We start from the raw sequence: 20252 nt of genomic DNA on the forward strand, positions 1-20252 counted from the left end.
GCCTCACATCAGGCTCGCGGCGACGCGCTCGGGATCGAGCTCGAGGCCGTGACCGGGGCGGTCGGCGGGGACGGTGAGCACGCCGTCGCGCGGTTCGGGGCGCTCCTTGTAGGGCAGGTCGTCGTAGATCGAGAGGTGTTCCAGGACTGTCGCGTTCGGTACCGCGCACATCAGGTGCAGGTGCACGACGTCGAACGCGTGCGGGGCGACGGGCAGGTTGAAGGCCTCGGCCAGCTTGGCGATCTTGAGCCACGGTGTCACCCCGCCGACCCGGCCCACGTCGGCCTGCACGATGTCGACGGCACCGGCGGCCATCAGCGACCGGAACGCGAACAGGTGGTACTCGAACTCACCGGTGGCCAGCGGGATCGTCGTTCCCGCGGCGACGACGGCCAGGCCCTCGCGGTCGGCCGCGTGAACCGGCTCCTCGAGCCAGCCCACTCGCAGGTCCTCCAGGCGGCGCGCGACGTCGACGGCCTGCTTGGCCCGGTAGGACCCGTTCGCGTCCACGTAGATCTCGACGTCGTCCCCGACCGCCCTGCGCACGGCGGCGACCCGGCGGAGGTCCTCGCGGTCGTCGCGGCCGGCGTCGAGACCGATCTTCATCTTGATCCGCGGGATGCCGCGCTCGACGAACCCGGTGGCCTCCTCGACGAGCTCGTCGACGGAGTAGTTCAGGAAGCCGCCGCTGCCGTAGACGGGAACGGACTCCCGGCAGGGGCCGAGCAGCTTGTAGAGCGGAAGGCCCAGCGCCCGGGCCTTGAGGTCCCACAGCGCGATGTCGATGCCCGCCAGCGCGTTGAACACCAGCCCCTGGTGCCCGAGTGTGTGCACGGCGTCGTACATGTCCTGCCAGATCCCTTCGGTGTCGAAGGGGTCGCGGCCGAGCACGACGGGCAGCAGCCGCTGCTCGACGATCTCGCGGGTCTCGGGGTGGTTGTAGGTGAAGCCCAGCCCGCTCGGGCCTTCGTCGGTCTCGACGCGGACGTACATCTCGCCGACGTGGGAGAGCCCACCGGTCGCCCAGCGCGCGGGTTTGCGCATCGGGACGTGCACCAGCGTCGAGGTGACGGTCTGGATCTTCACGACTGTCCTTCCGGGATGTCGGCGAGCGCGTGGGAGCCGGGCATGGTCGCGACCTCGTCGGCCCGCCAGCAGGCGGTGAGGTGGCCGTCGCCGCGGTCGGTGAGCGGGGGTGGGTCGACCCGGCACCTCTCGACGACCAGCGGGCAGCGCGAGTGGAACGGACACCCGTCCGGCGGGTCGAGGACGCTCGGCACGTCGCCGATGAGCACGACGCGTTCGCGGGCGCGTTCGGCCACCGGATCGGCGACGGGCGCGGCCGACAGCAGCGCGACCGAGTAGGGGGGCCGCGGCGCGGTGAAGATCGACTCGGTCGGCCCGGTCTCCACGATCCGACCTGCGTACATGATCATCACGCGGTGCGCGACGTTGCGCACCACCGCGAGGTCGTGGGAGATGAACAGGTACGCCAGGCCGTGCGTGCGCTGCAGCTCGACGAGCAGGTTGATGATCTGTGCCTTGATCGAGACGTCGAGCGCGCTGACCACCTCGTCGGCCACCAGCAGTCTGGGGCGCAACGCGAGGGCCCGCGCGATCGCGATGCGCTGACGCTCTCCGCCGGAGAAGGCGTTGGGGTAGCGCCGGGCGGCGTCGCGGGCGAGCCCGCACATCTCCAGCAGGTCGCCGACCTCGGCGTCGAGCGCCGGACCGGGCTTCGCCCGGCCGTGGACGATCAGCGGCTCGGCGACCAGGTCGCACACCCGCATCCGCGGGTTGAGCGAGGCGTACGGGTCCTGGAACACCAGCTGCATGTCCGACCGCAACCTGCGCAGCTCGCGTCCCTTGGCGGCGGTGATGTCGCGGCCGTCGAAGGAGATCGTGCCCTCGGCGGGGGTGTAGCGGCGGATCAGCGCGAACCCGGTCGTCGACTTGCCCGAGCCGGACTCCCCGACGAGTGCGACGGTCTCGCCGCGCCCGATCGTGAACGACACCCCGCGCACGGCGTGCACGACGCCCTGCGACACCGGGAACCGGACGTGGAGATCGTCGACCGCGACGAGCTCTTGTGGAGAGGTCGCGTCCTTGGTGATCGGCTGCTGCACGGACCGGGTCACTGCTCCTCCCGCGGGTGCCGGCACGCGAAGCGGCCGAGGGCGTCGGTCGTCATCTCCGGGACGTCGGTGCGGCAGTGCTCGGTCGCGTGCGCGCAGCGCGGCGCGAACGCGCAGCCGGGCAGGACGTCGCGACGGCCCGGCGGGTAGCCGGGGATCGTCGGCAGCCGGCCGCGGTGGTCCTCGATTCGCGGGACGGCCCGCAGCAGCGCCTCGGTGTAGCGGTGGCGCGGCCGGGAGAACAGGTCGAACGTGCCCGCCTCCTCCACGATCCGGCCGCCGTACATGACGATGACGCGGTCGCTGATCCGGGCGACGACACCCAGGTCGTGGGTGATCAGCAGCATCGCGATACCCAGCCGCTCCTGCAGGTCGGCCACCAGGTCGAGGATCTGGGCCTGGATGGTGGCGTCGAGCGCCGTCGTGGGCTCGTCGGCGATGAGCAGCGCGGGCTCCGGCGCGAGCGCGGCCGCGATCAGCACGCGCTGGCGCAGCCCGCCGGAGAGCTCGTGCGGCAGCTGGCGCAGCCGTTCGCGCGGCGACGGGATGCCGACCATCGTGAACAGCTCTGCCGCCCGCTCCAGCGCGTCCGTCATCGGCATGCCCTTGTGCTTGACCAGTACCTCGGCGACCTGGCGGCCGATCGGCACGAGCGGGTTGAGGCTCGTCATCGGGTCCTGGAAGATCGTGCCGATCTCGTTGCCGCGCAACGCTCGTAGCCGCTGCGCGGTCAGTGGCTCGCCGCGCCAGGTGATCCGGGCGTGCTCGACGCGACCCGGGGCGCCGATGAGGTCCATGAGCGCTAGGCCGGTCGTCGACTTGCCCGACCCCGACTCCCCGACGATCGCGACGGTCTCACCGGGCGCGATCGAGAAGGACGCGTGCCGGACGGCGTCCACCTCGCCGGTCATGGTGTGGAAGCGGACGTCGAGGTCCTCGACCTGCAGCAACGGCGCGTTCTTCGTCAGACCGACGGCCTTGCCACCGACCCGCACCGGACCGGTGTCGAGCCCCGCGGACGGCAGCTTCCGGAACAGCCGGCGCGCGAAGCGGCGCTCCCGCTGCTGCGGGTCGGTCTGCACCCGCAGCCAGTTGGCGACGAGGTTGACCGCCAGCACCGTCAGCGCCAGCGCGACCCCCGGGAAGACGATGGGCCACCACGCCTGCCGGACCGCACCCTGGTTCTCCGCGATCATCAGCCCCCACGACGAGTTGGGCGGCTGCAGACCCATCCCCAGGTACGACAGCGACGCCTCGGCCAGCACGACCCGCGCCAGCTCGAGGATCGCCTGCGCCAGCAGCGGCGCGTAGAGGTTGGGCAGCAGGTGGCGAACCAGGATCCGCGGCAGCGAACACCCCACCAGCTCGGCCGACTGCACCGCCGGCGTCTGCCGCAGCTGCAGCACCAGGCTGCGCACCAGCCGGGCGTGGATCATCCAGCCGTACAGCGACAGCACGCCGATGATCACACCGACGCTGGGCCCGACGAAGGCGACGACGAGCAGGACCAGCAGCAGGCCGGGGAAGGCGAGCTGGGCGTCGGCGACGCGCATGATCACCGTGTCGACCCAGCCCCCGCGATAGCCCGCGAGCAGCCCCAGCGCGACCCCGACGACCCCGGAGATGATCACGACGGACACGCCGATGAACAGCGTCATCTGCGCGCCGGCGATGACCCGCGACAGCACGTCTCGACCCAGGCCGTCGGCGCCGAGGACGTGCTCCCACGTGCCGCCGGCGAACACCGGCGGGGCGTAGCGGGCGAACAGGTCGGTGGCGTTGGGGTCGTCGGGCTCGATCAGCGGCCCGAAGACCGCGAGGACCGCGAGGACGCCCAGGATCACCGCGCCCGCGAACGCCATGCGGTCCTGGCGCAGCGAGCGCCACCAGCCGGTGGCCGGTGCGCGGGATGCCGTCGTCGCGGCGGCGGGGATCTCGGTGGCGGTCATCGGAGCTCGATCCTCGGGTCGATGGCCCGGTACACCAGGTCCGTCAGCAGGTTCCACAGCACGACGACCACCGCGATCACGAAGACGATGCCCTGCACGAGGGTGAGGTCCTGGCGCTGGATCGCCTGGATGGCGAGCGCCCCGACGCCCGGCCAGGCGAACACCGTCTCGACGATCACCGAGTACCCGGCGAGGGCGTAGACGGTCTCGAAACTGACGATCGTCGTCACCGGGACCATGACGTTGCGCAGCGCGTGCCGGAACACGACGTAGCCGCCGCCGAGCCCCTTCGCCCGCGCGACGAGGATGTGCTGGCTGGCGAGCTCGTCGATCATCGTGGTGCGGGTGATCTGGGCGATGCGCCCCATGCTCGGCAGGCCGAGCGTGATCGCGGGCAGGATGATGTGCTCGATCCCGCCCTGGCCCGACGTCGGGAGCCAGCCGAGCGTCACCGCGAACAGCAGGATCAGCATCGCGCCCAGCCAGAACTGCGGCAGCGAGAGCCCCAGCAGCGACAACGCTGCGGTGCCCTGGTCGGCGTTGCTGCCCGGCCGCAGCGCGGCGGCGATGCCCAGCGGGATGCCGGCGAGGACGGCGAACAGGATCGCGACGACGACGAGCAGCACCGTGTTGGGCAGGAACGCCGCGATCAGGCCCGAGACCGGAACGTTCTGCCAGTAGGAGATGCCGAAGTCGAGCGCGGCGAGGTCGCGGACGTAGGCGAGGAACTGCGTGAGCAGCGGCTGGTCGAGCCCCAGGCTCGCGCGCACCGCCTCGTACTGCTCCTGCGTCGCCTCCGGGCCGGCGAGAGTCCGCGCCGGGTCCGACGCCACCCGTGTCACGACGAACACGGTCACCGCCACGAGCACGATGACGAGCGCACCGGAACCGAGGCGGCGCAACATGTAGCGGCGGAACGGACGGCCGCGTTCCCGTGCCGGGTGCGCCGCCGGGGCGGGCGCGGCCGGCTCGGCGCCGACTTTGTCGATCACGCTCATCGTCTCGCCCCTCCCTCTCAGGCGACGGTGGTCAGCTCGGCGCGGCGCTCGGCCACACGCGCACGGACGACCGGCATGACCTCGGCGGCGAACAGCTCCAGGGCGCGGTGCGACGCCTCCTCCGGGAGCTCGGTCGAAAGGCCGTCGACCATGATCGTCTCGTAGTGGACGAACGAGTCGAGCCGCGCGAGGTAGGCCTCGCGGATCTCCTCGGTCGTGGCGAAGCGGGTGACGCGGGCGAGGTCCGCGTCCGTCTTCTGCTCGCCGAAGCGGGGCTTGTTGACCTTGCCGAGGTCGCCGTCGGCGACTGCCCACTGCGCGTAGAGGTGGATCGGCGCTGCGAGCCGGTCCCGGTACAGGGCCCAGTCGCGTTCAGGATCGTCGCTGGCCACGAGGTTGACCGTCAGCGGCGCGGCGAACCGGACCGGGTGCCCGGGGCGCAGCTCCGCGTTGACCTCCTGCCACATCGGCAGGTCGGCCTCGACGCCGATCAGGCCGTCGACACCCAGGCGCGCCGCGCGCTCCATGGCCGGGCGGGTGTGCGCGCCGACCCAGACCGGCAGCCGTGGCCGCTGGTAGGAGGCGGGCCGGATCGTGACGCCGTCGAGGTCGAAGAAGCGGCCGTGATGGTCGACGGGCTCGCCCGACAGGCATTCCATGACGACCTGCATGACCTCGGCAGCGCGGGCCGCCCGCTCCTTGCGGTTCAGCCCGTAGGCGCGGAACTCCGCACCCCGGTAGCCGAGGCCGAACGTGAGCGAGAAGCGCCCTCCCGACAGGTTGTCGACGAACGCGGCCTCCTCCGCGAGCCGAACAGGGTGGTAGAAGGGTGCGAGCAGCACGCCCTGCCCGATCCCGATCCGATTTGTCCGGGCCGCGACCGCCGCCCCCGCGACGACCGGGCAGGGCACGTAGCCGTCGTCGACGAGATGGTGCTCGGCGATACGGACCTCGTCGAAGCCCAGCTCCTCGGCGTGCACGATCTCGTCGAGCTTGCGGCCCAGGTAGTGGTGGTGGTCCTCGCCGCCGCGGTCGAGGTTGCGGAAGGCGTAGGTGAGGCCGAACCGGGTCATCGGCGCTGCCCGGGGAGGGGAAGGCCGGGCACCGACACCCGCCCGACGGCCAGGTGCCGCGTCCGGAGGTTGGCCACGTACAGGTCGCGACGGTCCGCCCCGCCGAACGCCACGTTGGTCGGCGAGCGCAGCACCTGGCCGTGGTCGATCTCGGTGGTGTCCTTGGCGGGACCGTCGTCGAGGCACACGACCTCGACCCGCCCGTCCGGGGTGCCGACGACGACGCGGTCGGCCCGCGGAAGCGTCACGTAGACGTTGCCGGCCTCGTCGACGGCCACACCGTCGGTCAGCGGATCGCCCGGGACGGCCGCCTGGAGGGCCTCCCGGGAGATCGCGACCTGTCTGTTCGACAGGGTCCCGTCGGCGGCCACGTCGAAGGCGACGACGTCGCGGTCCTCGGACTGCGCCACGTACAACGTGGACCAGTCGGCGCTGAACGCGAGCCCGTTGGCGAACGCGAGGCCGTCGGCGGCGACGGTCGAGGTGCCGTCGGCGTCGACGCACAGCACCCGTCCGTCGCGTTCGGTCCACCGGCCGGAGTCAGTGATCCAGACGTTGCCGTGCTGGTCATAGGCGGTGCAGTTGGGCAGCGGGATGTCGCCGGGGCCGATCTGGGTGACGGTGGCGTCGGCCTCGACGCGCACGACACGGTGCTCGTCCATCGCGCAGACCAGCACGCCGCCGCCGATCGCCGGGGTGATGCCCAGCAGCCGGCCCGAGAGCTTCACCAGCGGTACGACGAAGAGGTCACCGGTGATCCGGTACACCTCACCGGCAGCGCCCCCGGCCCAGACGGCGCCGTCGGCGTCGACTGCGACCCCCTCCGGGAAGTTCAGCTGCGACGGGCAGAGGATCGACAGTGACCCTTCGAGCAACATCGGATCTCCGGTGTCTCAGGCGGGGACGTGGACCTGGGCGGCGGGGGCTTCGGCGTCGCGGAACTCGTCGAACACCTCGGCGAACAGCTCGACGGAGCGGCGGATCTTCTCTTCGGGCATCCCGGGCAGGCCGAACTGGCCGAAGATGTAGTTCACGCCCGAGTCGCGCAGCGCCCGCAGCCGCTCCCGGACCGTGTCCAGTGACCCGATCAGCGGCGGCGTGCCGGCCCGGTTGGGGTCGAGCGCGTTCTTCTCGTGCTCCTTGACCCGGTTGGCCCACCGCTCGTACCCGGGCGGCAGCTCGCCCGACGGGCTGATGGGCGATCCGAACTTCTGCAGCAGCTTGAGGTCCCAGAACTCGTCGACGGCCGCGATGTCGGCGGCGGCCTCCTCGTCGGTGTCGGCGACGTAGACGCCCTTGGCACACGGGATGTCGATGCCGGTCGGGTCGTTGCCGAACTCGACCATCTTGGTGCGCCAGTAGTCGATGACCTGCGGTGCGAGGCCCAGCACGTCGGTGGGGCCGCCGACCATGACGGGCACGCCTCGGCTCGCGGCGAACTCGATGCTCTCCGGGGTGATCGACACCGCCTGGTACAGCGGCATCGGCTTCTGGACGGGCTTCGGATAGACCTCGATCGCATCCTCGGCCCGGAACGTGTGGTAGGGGCTCTCGTGCACCAGGATCTCGTCGCGCCAGCACTTGAGGACGACGTCGAGGTTGTCGCGGAAGCGGGCGCGCGCCTCGTCGATCGGGACGTTCAGGCCGTTGAACTCGCGACGCTGGTAGCCGACGCCGACGCCCAGGTCGAGCCGGCCGTTGCTGAGGATGTCGACCATCGCCGCCTGCTCGGCCAGCCGCACCGGGTTGTGGAACGGCAGCACGACCACACCGGTACCGATGCGGACCCGCTCGGTGACCGAGGCGATCGCCGCGGCCTGCACCAGGCAGTCGGCGAGGATTCCGTGCCGGGAGAAGTGGTGCTCGCCCAGCCAGACCGAGTCGTAGCCGAGCCGGTCGGCGAGGACGGCCTGCTCCCTGATGTTGGTGAAGACCTCTTCCTGGCTCTGCGACTCGTGCCACATGCCGATGTTGAAGAGTCCGAACTTCACGCCGTTTCCCCCTCGGGACGAGCTCTCGCGAGGCCCGTCCGCCGGGCCCGTCATGGATGCACCGGGCGACTGTTCAGGAGTGTCGGTCGTGCGCTCACTCGGTGTGCGACGAGGTTGCGGGACCAGAGACACGCATGTCAATAGGCCAGTCCTACCAAACCATGACCCTGGTCACCGTCCGCATGTTCAGCTAGCCTGAACACTCTTCGAGGCTCGACGACGAGGTGGCGAGTTGCTCCAGAACAAGGTCGCGGTGGTCACCGGCGCTGCCGCCGGCATCGGCGAAGAGGTCGCCGCGCTCTACGCACAGGCGGGTGCCCGGGTCGTCCTCGTCGACCGCGACGCAGACGGTCTCGACAAGGTCGCCGCCCGGATCGACGACGCCGGTGGCGACGCGGTACCGGTCCGCCTCGACCTCGTCGACACCACGGCGACCATCGAGACGATCGCCGACGTCGAGAACCGCATGGGCCGCATCGACGTACTCGCCAACGTCGCAGGCATCACCGGCCGCACCGACTTCGACGCCATCACCCTGGACTCGCTCGACGCGATGTACGCGGTCAACCTGCGGTCCACGTTCGTCCTGATCCAACAGGTCGCGCGCGGAATGCGCGAACGGCGCTTCGGCAAGATCGTCAACACCGCATCCATCTCCGCCGTCCGCGGGCAGGGCTCCAACGCCCACTACAGCGCGATGAAGGCCGGCGTGCTCGGGCTGACGAAATCGGCGGCGAAGGCACTGGGTCCCTTCCAGATCACCGTCAACGCGGTCTGCCCCGTCGCTGTCACCGCACTCACCCGCGACTACCCCGACCTGCAAGCCGGCCGCGCCCTTCCCGCGCGCTCGCTCGACCGCGCGGGCGAACCCGTCGACGTCGCCCCCACCTACCTGTTCCTCGCCTCCCCCGCGTCGGACTACGTCACCGGGGTGACCGTGCACTGCGACGGCGGGTTCCACCTCGGTCGCCCGGCCTGACGTCGATGCCCCGACCGGACGAGCAGAACGCGACGTCCCGAACGACCCGCTACGGTTCGACGGTGCGCGCGTCAGCCCACTCGAGCGCCACCGGCGACTCCCCCCAAGGGCCGGATGCGGGAACGACCGCCGACGCCGGCGCGCTCGTCCGCCGCGCCCGCGTCGAGGCCGGAGTCTCGCTGCGCGAGCTCGCCCGGCGCATCGACGTCAGCCCCGGCACCGTCAGCGCCGTCGAGAACGGCAAGACCCAACTGACCTACACCCGGCTCCAGCAGATCGCCGCCGCCCTCGGCCGCACGGCCCCGGAACTGCTGCTCGACGTCAACGTGCCCGCCTGGCCCGTCGCCGCCGAAGGCACGGCCGAACCCACCGACCTGCACGAGTTGCGCCGCATCTACTCCGAGCTCGGCACCCGCTCGGACGGCGCCGCCGACTGGCGGCGCTACGAGCCCATCCCCATCGGCCCCGTCCTGCTCGCCGGGCTGGCCGTGTTCGTCGAGACCGGCTACCACGGCGCCACCGTCCGCACTATCGCCGACGCCGCAGGCATGAGCGTCTCCGGCATCTACCACTACTGCACCAGCAAGCACGACATCCTCGTCCGGCTCCTCGACGAGGCCATGACCGACCTCGCCTGGCGCACCCGGGCCGCCGTCGCCGAAGGCACCACCGCGGCCGAACGCACCGCGCTGCTCGTCGAGAGCCTCGCCCAGTACCACGCGCAGCGCTGGGCGTTCGGGCTGATCCTGGCGGTCGAGATGCGCTCCCTCGAGCCCGCCGACCGGGCCCGGATCCGCGGCCTGCGCGACGACGAGCGCCACAGGCTCGAGGCCTGCATCGAGGCCGGGATCGCCGACGGCACGTTCACGACCACGTCGGCCACACTCACCGCCAGGGCGATCATGACGATGTGCACGGCGCTGCCCGAGTGGTACCGGCCCGGCGGACCGCTCAGCCCGGCCGAGCTGGGCCGTCGCTACGCAGCCATGGCGCTCGACATGGCCGGTGCCGTCACTCGTCCGGCCGGCCCCGCAGCTTCTTGATCGCGCCGCGGCGCGTCTTCGCGTCGAGCCGGCGCCGCCGCGCCCCAGCCGACGGCTTCGTCGGCCGCCGCGTCGGCGGGTCGGCCTTCGTCGCCTCCTGCAGTGCCGCGACCAGCCGCTCGCGGGCCGCGTCGCGGTTGCGCAGCTGGCTGCGGTGCTCGGCCGCGACGATCGTCAGGACACCGTCGACGAGCCGGTTCCCGAGCCGGGCCAGCGCACGGCTCCTGAGCTGCTCCGGGATGCTCGGCGACCCCGCGACGTCGAAGGACAGCTCCACGCGGGAGTCGGTCGTGTTGACCCCCTGCCCGCCCGGCCCCGAGGCGCGCGAGAAGCGCCACCGGAGCTCGCGCTCCGGCAGCACCATGTTCTTGCGCACCACGAGATCGTCGTCGGACACGAGCTGTGCCTACACCGCGGCGGGCCGCGGGGACCAGCCCAGGACCGGCCCCAACCGGGTGGCCATGTCGGTGAGGATCTGGACGTAGTCCTCCGGCGCGAAGCTGAAGGGCAGCGCGAACACGACCTCGGTGACCGCCCGGTAGGCCTCGTCGGCGCGCAGCTGTTCGGCGATCCGCTCCGACGGGCCGACGATGTCGCGGGCGAAGAGCATCCCGGCCGGGCCCTGCGGCGTCCGCGTGCGCGGCGTGCGCTCGGCCGCGTAGGCCTCGTACTTCGCGCGCTGCTCCGGTGTCGCCGTGTCGGTCGGGATCACGACGAGCCCCTGCGACACCCGCCCCTCGGGGTGCGCCGCCCGGAACTCGTCGATCTGGGCCCGCTGGATCGCGGCGAACCCGGCGGCCTCGTTGCCCTCCGCCCGGACGACGCTGCTGGTGAGCAGGTTCATCCGCAGCTCACCGGCCCGCCGCGCGGAGCCGAGGCTCGCCGCGCCGTACCACATCCGCGACCTCAGCCCGGGCGAGTGCGGCTCCACCCGTCGTGAGTAGACCTCGAAACCCTCCGTGCCCTCGAAGGTGCTCGCCTGCTCCCCGGCGACCAGCCGCAACAGCCTCGTGAGGCGTTCGTCGCCGAAGTCCTCCGCCGGGGCGGGAGCCGGGTACAGCGCGTCCCGGACGGCGTCGAGGTTGCGCGGTGGTCCCACGCTCACACCCGGGTTGAGCCGACCGCCCGAGAGCAGGTCGACCGTCGCCAGGTCCTCGGCGAGCCGCAACGGGTTCTCCCAGCCCAGCGGCGTCACCGCGGTGCCGAACTCGATCCGGCTCGTCCGCTGCGACGCCGCCGCGAGGACAGCGACGGGCGAGGAGATCCCGTACTGCAGATGCCGATGCCGTAGCCACGCGCTGTCGAACCCGAGCTGCTCGCCCAGCTCGATGGTCCGCAGCGTGGTCTCGTGGCCCGGCCCCGGATCGGAGGCGTCGAAGAGGCCGATGGTGAGGAAGCCGAGCCTCTCCAACGGCCGTGGCGACCCCGTCAGTCCTCGCCCTTCCCGTCCTTCAGGCCCGACGAGATCAGGTCCATCACCGTCGAGTCCGCCAGCGTGGTCACGTCGCCCACCTCGCGGTTCTCCGCGACGTCACGCAGCAGCCGGCGCATGATCTTGCCCGACCGCGTCTTGGGCAGCTCGTCGACGACCATGATCTGGCGCGGCTTCGCGATCGGCCCGATCTCCTTCGAGACGTGGTCGCGCAGCGCCTTGATCGCCTCCTCGCCCTTCGCCTCGTCCTGAGCGACGTTGCCGCGCAGGATCACGAACGCCACGATGCCCTGGCCGGTCGTCTCGTCCGATGCGCCCACGACCGCGGCCTCCGCCACCGTCGGGTGGCTCACCAGGGCCGACTCGACCTCCGTCGTCGAGATCCGGTGCCCCGAGACGTTCATGACGTCGTCGACCCGGCCGAGCAGCCAGATCGCGCCGTCGTCGTCGTACTTCGCGCCGTCACCGGCGAAGTAGTAGCCCTGCCGGGCGAAACGCGACCAGTAGGTGTCGCGGTAGCGCTCCTCGTCACCCCAGATGCCGCGCAGCATCGACGGCCACGGCTTGTCGAGCACCAGGTACCCGCCGCCGCCCGGGCCGACCGGCTCCGCCTCCTCGGTGACGACCTCGGCACTGATGCCCGGCAGCGGGCGCATCGCCGACCCCGGCTTCGCCGCCGTGACGCCCGGCAACGGCGAGATCATGATCGCGCCCGTCTCCGTCTGCCACCAGGTGTCGACGATCGGGCAGTTGTTGCGGCCCACGTTCTCCCGGTACCAGATCCACGCCTCGGGGTTGATCGGCTCGCCGACACTGCCCAGGACCTTGAGCGAGGAGAGGTCGAACTTCTCCGGGATCTCCTTGCCCCACTTCATGAACGTGCGGATCAGCGTGGGCGCCGTGTAGTAGATCGTGACGCCGTAGCGCTGCACGATCTCCCAGTGCCTGCCCTCGTGCGGCGTGTTCGGGGTGCCCTCGTACATCACCGACGTCGCCCGGTTGGCCAGCGGCCCGTACACGATGTAGCTGTGCCCGGTCACCCAGCCGATGTCGGCGGTGCACCAGTAGACGCTCTCGCCCGGCTTGTGGTCGAACACCACGTTGTGGGTATACGCCACCTGGGTGAGGTAGCCGCCGGACGTGTGCAGGATGCCCTTCGGCTTACCCGTCGTCCCCGACGTGTACAGGATGTAGAGCGGGTGCTCGGAGTCGAACGACTCGTACTCGTGCGTGTCGGCCTGCCGGTCGACGATCTCGTGCCACCACACGTCACGGCCGTCGGTCCACGGCACGTCGGTCTCGGTCCGCTTCACGACGAGCACGTGCTCGATCGACGGCGTGTCCGCCACCGCCTGGTCGGTGTTCTCCTTCATCGGCGCCGGCTTGCCGCGGCGGTACTGCCCGTCGGAGGTGATGAGCAGCTTGCACTCCGCGTCCTCGATCCGCGAGCGCAGCGCGCTCGGCGAGAACCCGCCGAACACGACGCTGTGCAGCGCGCCCAGCCGCGCACACGCCAGCATCGCGAACGCCGCCTCGGGGATCATCGGCAGTTGGATGGCGACCCGGTCGCCCTTGCCGACGCCCAGCTCCGTCAGCGCGTTCGCCGTCCTGCACACCTCGCGCTGCAGGTCGGCGTAGGTGATCGTGCGGGTGTCGCCGGGCTCGCCCTCCCAGTGGAAGGCCACCTGGTCGCCGTGCCCGGCCTCGACGTGCCGGTCGACGCAGTTGTAGGCGACGTTCAGCTTCCCGCCGACGAACCACTTCGCGAACGGGGCGTTCCACTCCAGGACCGTGTCCCACTTCTTCGACCACGACAGCCGCTCGGCCTGCTCGGCCCAGAACGCCTCACGGTCGGCGTCGGCCCGGTCGTACCAGTCCGCCGATGCGTTGGCCTGGGCCGCGAACTCCTCACTAGGCGGGAAGGTGCGGCTCTCGGTGGACAAGTTGCTCAGCGTGGCGCCGGACTCGGCCATTTCCTCACGTCCTCCTCGTGGGCTGCGGACCACCGACCGGCACCGGGCGCTCGCCAGGGCACATCCCACCGGTCACGGGTATCCGTCTCGGGGCGAACGGTAGTGCGCCGACGCGCCGAATGCACCGTCAGTACGGAGAGGTGGCCACCGGGCGACCGGGGAGGGACGAGTGCAGTGACAGCATGTGGTCGTGGCCCCGCCCTCTCCCCAGGATCCGCTGGCACCGCTCGTCGCCCTGCCCGGCGTCACCGACGCCGTCGCCCGGGTCCGGGACGCGCTGGTCGCCGTCCACAACCTCCCCGCCAACAGGCGGGGGTTCGCCGCCAACGCGGCCGAGTCCGCCCTGCGCGGCGCACGTGCGTCCGCGGCGATCGACGGTGCCCCCCTGACCACCACCGACCTGGTCAGCGAGCCGTTGCTCGCGGGCGCGGCGCGCGTGGCCGACGAGCACGCCCGGCTCGTCCCGGTGTGGAAGGCCGCGCCGTTGCAGGCGCTGGCCCGGATGCACGTCCTCGCCGCCGCCGACCTCGTCCCCGCCGACCGGCACGCCGACGAGCTCGGCCGGCCGCGGCCGGGCACCTCCGACCGGTTGGCCCTGCTCGCCGACCTCGTCACCGGCGGGACGCGCGTCCCCGCGCCGGTCCTGGTCGCCGTCGTCCACGGGGAACTGCTGGCCCTCGCGCCCTTCGGGACCGCCGACGGCGTCGTCGCCCGCGCCGCCGCGCGGCTCGCCGCCACCGCCTCCGGTCTCGACGTGAAGTCACTCGCCGTCCCGGAGGTCGGCCACCTGCGCGCGCTCGCCGAGTACCGCGCCACCGCGGCGTCGTTCGCCGGGGGTGGGGCCGACGGGGTTCGCGCATGGGTGCTGCACTGCTGCTCGCAGTGGGAGGCGGGGGCACGCGAGGCGACGTCGATCGCCGGGGCCCGCTCGTCCTAGGCACCGGCCGCAGACATGAGAAAGGCGGCACCCTCACGGGTACCGCCCCTCTCGCACGACCATCCGGGGTCCAGGCGTGCACTACGTGTCGTGCTCCGGCCTCGGCGTCCGGCGTCCCGGTACGCAGGCCCACGACGACATGCCTCCCGCGGCGTGCTGTGCGTGGAGTGCCCGGCGTCCGTGCCCGGAGCCCGTGCGGGGGAGACGGGTACTTCTCTGCTGTACCGCCCCTGGCCGTCCGGAGTCCGTGCCGTCATTTGTAGTGCGTGACCGCAGACACAGCAAGGGTCGGATCGGGTGCACCGGCAGGTGGACTCCGGGTGACGAAACGGCATCCGGGGGAACCCGGATGGTGGCTGCCCCGAGCCCGTCACGAGTCGTAGAAATAGACGTTTGTGCTGCTCAACGCCGGTGGCCGGCTATCGCTCCCGGAGCCGCCGTCGGGACCGGTGCACGGTCCAGCCCGCGCCGGCCAGCGCGACGGCCCCGGCGCCGACCACCGCGAGGGTCGCCGGACGCGCCACCTTCAGCCGCGAGCCCAGCGCCACCGGGTCGGCGAAGGTCAGGATCGGCCAGCCGCGCTCCTCGGCCTCCCGGCGCAGGCCCTTGTCCGGGTTCACCGCCGTCGGATGCCCGACCGCGGCCAGCAACGGCAGGTCGGTGATGGAGTCGGAGTAGGCCCGGCAATCGGCCATGTCGTACCCCCGCTCGGCCGCGATCTCGCGCGCCGCCTCCGCCTTGTGCTCCCCGTAGCAGTAGTAGTCGATCTCGCCCGTGTAACGGCCGTTGCGCACCGCCATCCGGGTGGCGAAGCAGCGGTCGGCCTCGACGAGCGCCGCGATCGGCTCCACGACCTCCACCCCTGACGCCGACAGCACCACGACCTCCTCGCCCGCCGCCTGGTGGCGCGCGATCAGCTCGACGGCTTCCGCGTAGATCAACGGCTCCACGATCTCGTGCAGCGTCTCGGCCACGATGGACCGGACCTGCTCGACCTCCCAACCCGCGCACAACGCCGTGATCCGCTTGCGCAGCATGTCCATCGTGTCGGCGTCGGCACCCGCGAGCAGCAGCATCAACTGGGCGTAGACGCTGCGCAGGACGGCCCTGCGCCCGATCAGCCCATGGCTGCGGAACGGCCGACTGAACGCCAGCGCGCTCGACCCCGCGATGATCGTCTTGTCGAGGTCGAAGAACGCCGCCGACGTCGGGGTCTGCTGGGGCGGTCCGGGCACGTCGCGGGAGCTTGCCAGATCCCGGCGACGACACCACGGCGCCGCGCGCGGCGCCGTGGTGCGACACCCGGAAGCACATCCGGCAGAGGGGCGCGCATCCGGCCCGTATCGGGCGCCGATTGAGACGGCCCGTTCGCGGGCCCGCGGTTCAGCTCGACCCCCCGGGGCTGAACCAACGACGGCCCCCGCCACTCCCCCCTGGCGGGGGTCGTCCCATGTCCGGGGCCGGCGATCGCGTTGCGGGCCAGCAGATCCCGCACGTGCGTCCCGCCGTCGGCCGGTGGCGCCCCAGCCACCTTGACATGCCCCACCGACACCGCCGGCTGTCCACAGCCACCGGCGGGTCCATCCGTCCACATGTCCACAGAGCTGTCCACAGTTGCCCGTGGGTCGCTCCACGCACCGGTCCTCGCCACCACGCTCGACGACGAACAGCGCACCGCCGCACGGCGGGCCGGCGAGAGGGACGAGGACCGATGGACGACGGACGCGCACTGCTGATGGTCGACGACCCCGACCTGCTCGACGCGGTACTTCGCCTCGCCGCCGCCGCAGGCTGCGAGGCCCACCGTGCGCTCGACCCGACCGATGCCCGCCGGCACTGGGCCGACGCGGCGATCGTCGTCATGGACGCGAGCGCCGCCGAACGGTGCACCCGCGCCTCGCTCCCCCGCCGCGACGGTGTCGTGCTGGTCACAGCGGCCGACCCGCCACCACAGGTGTGGCGGCTCGGGCTCGTCGTCGGCGCCGGCAGCATCGTCGAGCTGCCCGAGGGCGAGCTGTGGCTCGTCACCGCGTTCACCGAGGCGACCGAGAACACCGGCCCCCCGGGCGCCGTCCTGGCCGTCGTCGGCGGCTGCGGCGGAGCCGGCGCCTCGGCGCTCGCCGCTGCCACCGCCCTGCGGGCCGCCCGCGACGGAACGCGCACCCTCCTGCTCGACTGCGACCCCCTCGGCGGCGGGCTCGACCTGATGCTCGGCGCCGAGGACGTGCTCGGCGTGCGCTGGCCGGAACTGTCCGTCGTGGACGGACGAATCCCGGCGGGCTCGCTGCACGAGGCGCTCCCGGCCATGGGCGACAGGGGGCTCTCCCTGCTGTCGTGCGACCGGACCGGACCGGGACCCACCGCGGGCGCCCTGCGCGTCGTCGTCGACGCCGGGCGGCGCGCCGGTGACACCGTCGTCTGCGACCTGCCCCGCCAACCGGGCGAGGCCGCCGCCGTCGTCCTCTCGGCCGCCGACCTGACCGTCCTCGTCGTCCCCGCCGACGTACGGGCCTGTGCCGCGGCCGCCCGGGTCGCCGCCGACCTCACCGCCCGGTCCCCCGCGGTGGGGCTCGTCGTCCGCGGGCCCTCCCCGGGCGGGCTCACACCGGTCGAGATCGCCCGGGCGCTCGACGTGCCGCTCCTCGCCTCGATGCGCCCACAGCACGACCTCGACCGCAGACTCGAACGCGGACTCCCACCCGCCGACCGTGGCCCCCTCGCCGACACGGCCGCCACCCTGCTCACCGAGCTGCACGACCGGACCCGGCTCAGCCGCGCCGGACGGTCGTCGTGAGCACCCTGGTCGACCGGGTCCGGTCCCGCCTCGCCGAGACCGGCGGCGAACCCACCGCTGCGGCCGTCGCCGCCGCCATCCGCGCCGAGGCCGGTGGCGTCGTCTCCGACCTCGACACCCTCGCCGCGCTGCGCACACTCCGTCAGGAGTTCACCGGCGCCGGCCCGCTCGACGCGCTGCTGCGCGACCCCCGCACCACCGACGTGCTCGTCAGCGGCGGCGCGGTCTGGGCCGACCGGGGTCGCGGGCTCGAACGCACCGCCGTCTCCTTCGCCGACGAGGCATCCGTCCGCCGCCTCGCCCAGCGTCTCGCGCTCGCCGCCGGACGCCGGCTCGACGACGCCAGCCCCTGCGTCGACGGCTGGCTGGCCGACTCCGGGGTCCGGCTGCACGCCGTCCTCGCACCCGTCGCCGCCGACGGCACCTGCCTCTCGCTGCGTGTCCTGCGGCCCGCGGCGCACGACCTCGACACCCTGACCTCCCTCGGCACCGTCGACGCCGCCGGGGCGGCTCTGCTCCGTGCGGTCGTGGCCGCCCGGCTCGCCGTCCTCGTCTCCGGCGGCACCGGCAGCGGGAAGACCACGCTGCTCACCGCGCTGCTGTCCGCCGCCGACCCGGCCGAGCGGATCGTCACCGTGGAGGATGCCGAAGAGCTCCGGCCCCGGCACCCGCACGTCGTCCGGCTCGTCGCGCGGCCCGCCAACGTCGAGGGCGCCGGTGGGGTCGCGCTGCGCGAGCTCGTCCGCCAGGCGCTGCGGATGCGGCCCGACCGGCTGGTCGTCGGTGAGGTGCGCGGGGCCGAGGTGTGCGATCTGCTCGCCGCACTGAACACCGGCCACGACGGCGGCGCCGGGACCGTCCACGCCAACTCGCCCACCGAGGTTCCGGCCCGCATCGAGGCCCTCGCCGCACTCGGCGGGATGGCCGCGGCAACGGCCCACAGCCAGCTCGCGGCCGCGGTGCAGGTCGTGCTGCACATGAGTCGGCGCCACGGACAGCGCGTCCTCGACGGTGTCGGCGTCCTGGCCCGCCGCGACGGGACCGTGGTCGTGGAGCCCGCCTGGACCCGCGGCGGTGGCTGGGACGCCGGCCGCGACGGCCTCGGCGCCCTGTTCGCCGCTCGTGGTCAGGCCTTGCCGTGGTGAGCGTCGCGCTCGCTGCGCTGGCCGCGGCGGTCCTGAGCGCTCCCCAGCGGCCCGCGGCGGCCCGGCTGCGACACGTGACCGGTGCCCCGGCCGGGTCGCAGCGGCTGCCGCGACCGACCGTCGGCCTCGGAGTCGTGACGGGCGCGACCGTCGTGGCCGGGCTCGTCGCCGGCGCCGGCGGGGCCCTGGCCGGGCTGCTCGCCGGCACGATCTGGGTGCGCCGCCGGGCCGCCCGGCGGGCCGCCCTCGCCGCGGCCGTCGCCGGGACCGAGCTCGCCGACGCACTGACCCGCATCTGCGACGAGCTGCGCGCCGGGGCCCACCCGGCGGCCGCGCTGTCCGGGATCGACGCCGACGGTCCGACCGCCCGCGCCGCGCTGCGCCCTGCCGAGGCCGCGCTGCGCCTCGGTGAGACGGTCCCCGCCGCCCTCGCCCGGTCCACCGCGCACCCCGCGCTCACCGGCGACGTCGGCCGCGTCGCCGCGGCCTGGGCGCTGTCCGACCGGCACGGCATCCCGCTGGCCACCCTGCTGTCCTCCGTCGCCGCCGACGTCCGCTGGCGCGTCGAGTTCGGCAACCGGGTCCGCGCCGAGCTCGCCGGGCCGCGCGCCACCGCCACCGTGCTCACACTGCTGCCGGTACTCGGCGTCGGGTTCGGGCAGCTCATGGGTGCCGACCCCCTCGGGGTCCTGGGTGACGGCATGCTCGGTGCCGTCCTGCTCGTCGGCGGGACACTGCTCACCGCCGCCGGTGTGACCTGGTCCGAGCGGATCCTCGCCGCGGCGGTCCCGCGATGACCGCGCTGCTCGCCGCGGTCGCGCTGCTCGCCGCCGCCGCACTCGTCGCCACCGACGTCCATGTCAGCCGCAGCCGGGTCGCGCTGCTGCGCCGACCTGCACCCGTCCTGCTCACCGCACCCGCCCCCACCCCGGTGCGGCGCGTCTGGACGGTCACCGGCGGGGTCGCGGCCGCCGCGCTGGGCACGGCGATCGGCGGGGCGACCGCCGGAACGGTCCTCGGCGCGGCCGTCGTCGCGACGTTGCTGGTCCTCGCCCGGCGTGCCCGCACCGCCGACACCGGGGAACCGCCCGCCGAGCTCGCCGGGGGCTGGGAGCTGCTCGCCGTCTGCCTCGACGCGGGACTGCCGCTACCCACCGCCGTCGGCGCCACCGCCGGACGCCTCACCGGCCCCGCCGGGCGCGACCTGCGCCGCGTCGCGGGCCTGCTCGAACTGGGCGCCGATCCGGTCGAGGCCTGGCAGGGCGCCGCCGACCGGCCCGCCCTCGCCGTCTTCGCCCGCGCCGCCCGCCGGTCGGCCGCCACCGGGTCCGGCATCGCGCACGTCGCCCGCACCGAGGCGCAGCGCCTGCGCGGCGAGCTCGTCGACACCGCACGCGCCCGGGCCCAGCGCGCCGCCGTGACGATCACCGGCCCGCTCGGCCTCTGCTTCCTGCCCGCGTTCCTCGTCCTGGGCATCGCTCCCGTCGTCGTCGGGCTCGCCGGCGACGCCCTGGCCCTCTGGTGAGCCCTCGATGCCCACCACACGGATCCGTCAGTCCCCCACCCCAGAAGGAGATGTCCATGTCCGCCAGCCTTCGCCGGTTCCACCTCCGGCTGCGCCGCTTCCTCACCGACGACGCCGGGATGAGCACGGTCGAGTACGCGATCGGGACGCTGGCCGCCGCCGCCTTCGCGGCGGTGCTCTACAGCGTGGTCAGCGGGGACAACATCGTCACCGCACTGACCGGGCTGGTCGAGCGCGCACTCTCCTCGACCGTCTGACCGGCGCCCGGTCCGACGACC

General features: G+C 73.0%; 19 protein-coding genes. 8 read left to right on the plus strand and 11 right to left on the minus strand.

Features of this window, described 5'->3' with window-relative positions:
- Window positions 1–3: 3 nt before the first annotated feature.
- The 7 genes from AB7F12_RS07235 to AB7F12_RS07265 are packed head-to-tail and all read right to left on the minus strand — an operon-like array spanning window position 4 to window position 8146.
- Entirely contained in the window at window positions 4–1086 is a 1083-nt protein-coding gene (locus AB7F12_RS07235; protein ID WP_428499075.1) for a mandelate racemase/muconate lactonizing enzyme family protein, read from the minus strand.
- Window positions 1083–2138, minus strand: coding sequence for an ABC transporter ATP-binding protein (locus AB7F12_RS07240; RefSeq protein ID WP_428499076.1), 1056 nt, complete (start codon window positions 2136–2138; stop codon window positions 1083–1085). Before AB7F12_RS07240 ends, AB7F12_RS07235 begins: the two co-directional genes overlap by 4 nt.
- On the minus strand, window positions 2135–4084 hold the full coding sequence (locus AB7F12_RS07245) for a dipeptide/oligopeptide/nickel ABC transporter permease/ATP-binding protein (protein WP_428499077.1): 1950 nt from the start codon (window positions 4082–4084) through the stop codon (window positions 2135–2137). Before AB7F12_RS07245 ends, AB7F12_RS07240 begins: the two co-directional genes overlap by 4 nt.
- Window positions 4081–5082, minus strand: coding sequence for an ABC transporter permease (locus tag AB7F12_RS07250; protein ID WP_428499078.1), 1002 nt, complete (start codon window positions 5080–5082; stop codon window positions 4081–4083). Before AB7F12_RS07250 ends, AB7F12_RS07245 begins: the two co-directional genes overlap by 4 nt.
- Window positions 5083–5099: 17 nt before the next feature.
- Window positions 5100–6155, minus strand: a complete 1056-nt coding sequence (locus AB7F12_RS07255) for an LLM class flavin-dependent oxidoreductase (RefSeq protein ID WP_428499079.1) — start codon at window positions 6153–6155, stop codon at window positions 5100–5102.
- Window positions 6152–7033, minus strand: coding sequence for an SMP-30/gluconolactonase/LRE family protein (locus tag AB7F12_RS07260; protein ID WP_428499080.1), 882 nt, complete (start codon window positions 7031–7033; stop codon window positions 6152–6154). Before AB7F12_RS07260 ends, AB7F12_RS07255 begins: the two co-directional genes overlap by 4 nt.
- 15 nt (window positions 7034–7048) lie before the next feature.
- A complete protein-coding gene (locus AB7F12_RS07265; RefSeq protein WP_428499081.1) occupies window positions 7049–8146 on the minus strand; it encodes an LLM class flavin-dependent oxidoreductase in 1098 nt (365 codons plus the stop codon).
- 232 nt (window positions 8147–8378) lie between these two features.
- Here AB7F12_RS07265 and AB7F12_RS07270 point away from each other — a divergent pair, with 232 nt between their 5' ends.
- Window positions 8379–9125, plus strand: coding sequence for an SDR family NAD(P)-dependent oxidoreductase (locus AB7F12_RS07270; RefSeq protein WP_428499082.1), 747 nt, complete (start codon window positions 8379–8381; stop codon window positions 9123–9125).
- Window positions 9126–9187: 62 nt separating this feature from the next.
- Window positions 9188–10168 carry a helix-turn-helix domain-containing protein gene (locus AB7F12_RS07275; RefSeq protein WP_428499083.1) on the plus strand — a complete coding sequence of 327 codons (981 nt, stop codon included), beginning with the start codon at window positions 9188–9190 and terminating at the stop codon, window positions 10166–10168.
- Here the strand turns inward: AB7F12_RS07275 and arfB are convergent.
- Genes arfB through acs form a run of 3 tightly spaced genes read right to left on the minus strand, consistent with a single transcriptional unit; the run spans window position 10137 to window position 13573 of the window.
- Window positions 10137–10532: an alternative ribosome rescue aminoacyl-tRNA hydrolase ArfB gene (arfB, locus tag AB7F12_RS07280; RefSeq protein ID WP_428499114.1), complete on the minus strand. Its 396-nt coding sequence runs from the start codon at window positions 10530–10532 to the stop codon at window positions 10137–10139. The genes AB7F12_RS07275 and arfB overlap by 32 nt on opposite strands.
- Window positions 10533–10574: 42 nt before the next feature.
- A complete protein-coding gene (locus AB7F12_RS07285) occupies window positions 10575–11579 on the minus strand; it encodes an LLM class flavin-dependent oxidoreductase (RefSeq protein ID WP_428499084.1) in 1005 nt (334 codons plus the stop codon).
- A 17-nt stretch (window positions 11580–11596) separates the two neighbouring features.
- The gene (gene acs, locus AB7F12_RS07290) at window positions 11597–13573 is read right to left on the minus strand and encodes an acetate--CoA ligase (protein WP_428499085.1); all 1977 of its coding nucleotides are present in this window, start codon (window positions 13571–13573) and stop codon (window positions 11597–11599) included.
- Window positions 13574–13757: 184 nt separating this feature from the next.
- Here acs and AB7F12_RS07295 point away from each other — a divergent pair, with 184 nt between their 5' ends.
- Window positions 13758–14510 carry an oxidoreductase gene (locus tag AB7F12_RS07295; RefSeq protein WP_428499086.1) on the plus strand — a complete coding sequence of 251 codons (753 nt, stop codon included), beginning with the start codon at window positions 13758–13760 and terminating at the stop codon, window positions 14508–14510.
- Between the two features lie 419 nt (window positions 14511–14929).
- Here AB7F12_RS07295 and AB7F12_RS07300 read toward each other — a convergent pair whose 3' ends face one another.
- A complete protein-coding gene (locus tag AB7F12_RS07300) occupies window positions 14930–15745 on the minus strand; it encodes an HAD family hydrolase (protein ID WP_428499087.1) in 816 nt (271 codons plus the stop codon).
- A 476-nt stretch (window positions 15746–16221) separates the two neighbouring features.
- Here AB7F12_RS07300 and ssd point away from each other — a divergent pair, with 476 nt between their 5' ends.
- From ssd to AB7F12_RS07325, 5 genes are read left to right on the plus strand one after another with little or no spacing between them, the layout of a single operon-like run.
- The gene (gene ssd, locus AB7F12_RS07305) at window positions 16222–17304 is read left to right on the plus strand and encodes a septum site-determining protein Ssd (RefSeq protein WP_428499088.1); all 1083 of its coding nucleotides are present in this window, start codon (window positions 16222–16224) and stop codon (window positions 17302–17304) included.
- Window positions 17301–18449, plus strand: coding sequence for a TadA family conjugal transfer-associated ATPase (locus tag AB7F12_RS07310; RefSeq protein ID WP_428499089.1), 1149 nt, complete (start codon window positions 17301–17303; stop codon window positions 18447–18449). The genes ssd and AB7F12_RS07310 overlap by 4 nt, the downstream gene beginning before the upstream one ends.
- Window positions 18446–19246 carry a type II secretion system F family protein gene (locus tag AB7F12_RS07315; protein ID WP_428499090.1) on the plus strand — a complete coding sequence of 267 codons (801 nt, stop codon included), beginning with the start codon at window positions 18446–18448 and terminating at the stop codon, window positions 19244–19246. The genes AB7F12_RS07310 and AB7F12_RS07315 overlap by 4 nt, the downstream gene beginning before the upstream one ends.
- Entirely contained in the window at window positions 19243–19974 is a 732-nt protein-coding gene (locus AB7F12_RS07320; protein WP_428499091.1) for a type II secretion system F family protein, read from the plus strand. The genes AB7F12_RS07315 and AB7F12_RS07320 overlap by 4 nt, the downstream gene beginning before the upstream one ends.
- A 56-nt stretch (window positions 19975–20030) precedes the next feature.
- A complete protein-coding gene (locus AB7F12_RS07325) occupies window positions 20031–20231 on the plus strand; it encodes a DUF4244 domain-containing protein (RefSeq protein ID WP_428499092.1) in 201 nt (66 codons plus the stop codon).
- Window positions 20232–20252 lie beyond the last annotated feature (21 nt).

This window comes from Pseudonocardia sp. (assembly GCF_050250275.1).
Taxonomy (GTDB): Bacteria; Actinomycetota; Actinomycetes; order Mycobacteriales; family Pseudonocardiaceae; genus Pseudonocardia.

Bases quoted from the DNA above. Each gene is read 5' to 3' on its own strand.
- AB7F12_RS07245 (WP_428499077.1), bottom strand. From the start codon at position 4,084: ATGACCGCCACCGAGATCCCCGCCGCCGCGACGACGGCATCCCGCGCA.
- AB7F12_RS07250 (WP_428499078.1), bottom strand. From the start codon at position 5,082: ATGAGCGTGATCGACAAAGTCGGCGCCGAGCCGGCCGCGCCCGCCCCG.
- AB7F12_RS07255 (WP_428499079.1), bottom strand. From the start codon at position 6,155: ATGACCCGGTTCGGCCTCACCTACGCCTTCCGCAACCTCGACCGCGGC.
- AB7F12_RS07260 (WP_428499080.1), bottom strand. From the start codon at position 7,033: ATGTTGCTCGAAGGGTCACTGTCGATCCTCTGCCCGTCGCAGCTGAAC.
- arfB (WP_428499114.1), bottom strand. From the start codon at position 10,532: ATGGTGCTGCCGGAGCGCGAGCTCCGGTGGCGCTTCTCGCGCGCCTCG.
- acs (WP_428499085.1), bottom strand. From the start codon at position 13,573: ATGGCCGAGTCCGGCGCCACGCTGAGCAACTTGTCCACCGAGAGCCGC.
- ssd (WP_428499088.1), top strand. From the start codon at position 16,222: ATGGACGACGGACGCGCACTGCTGATGGTCGACGACCCCGACCTGCTC.
- AB7F12_RS07320 (WP_428499091.1), top strand. From the start codon at position 19,243: ATGACCGCGCTGCTCGCCGCGGTCGCGCTGCTCGCCGCCGCCGCACTC.
- AB7F12_RS07325 (WP_428499092.1), top strand. From the start codon at position 20,031: ATGTCCGCCAGCCTTCGCCGGTTCCACCTCCGGCTGCGCCGCTTCCTC.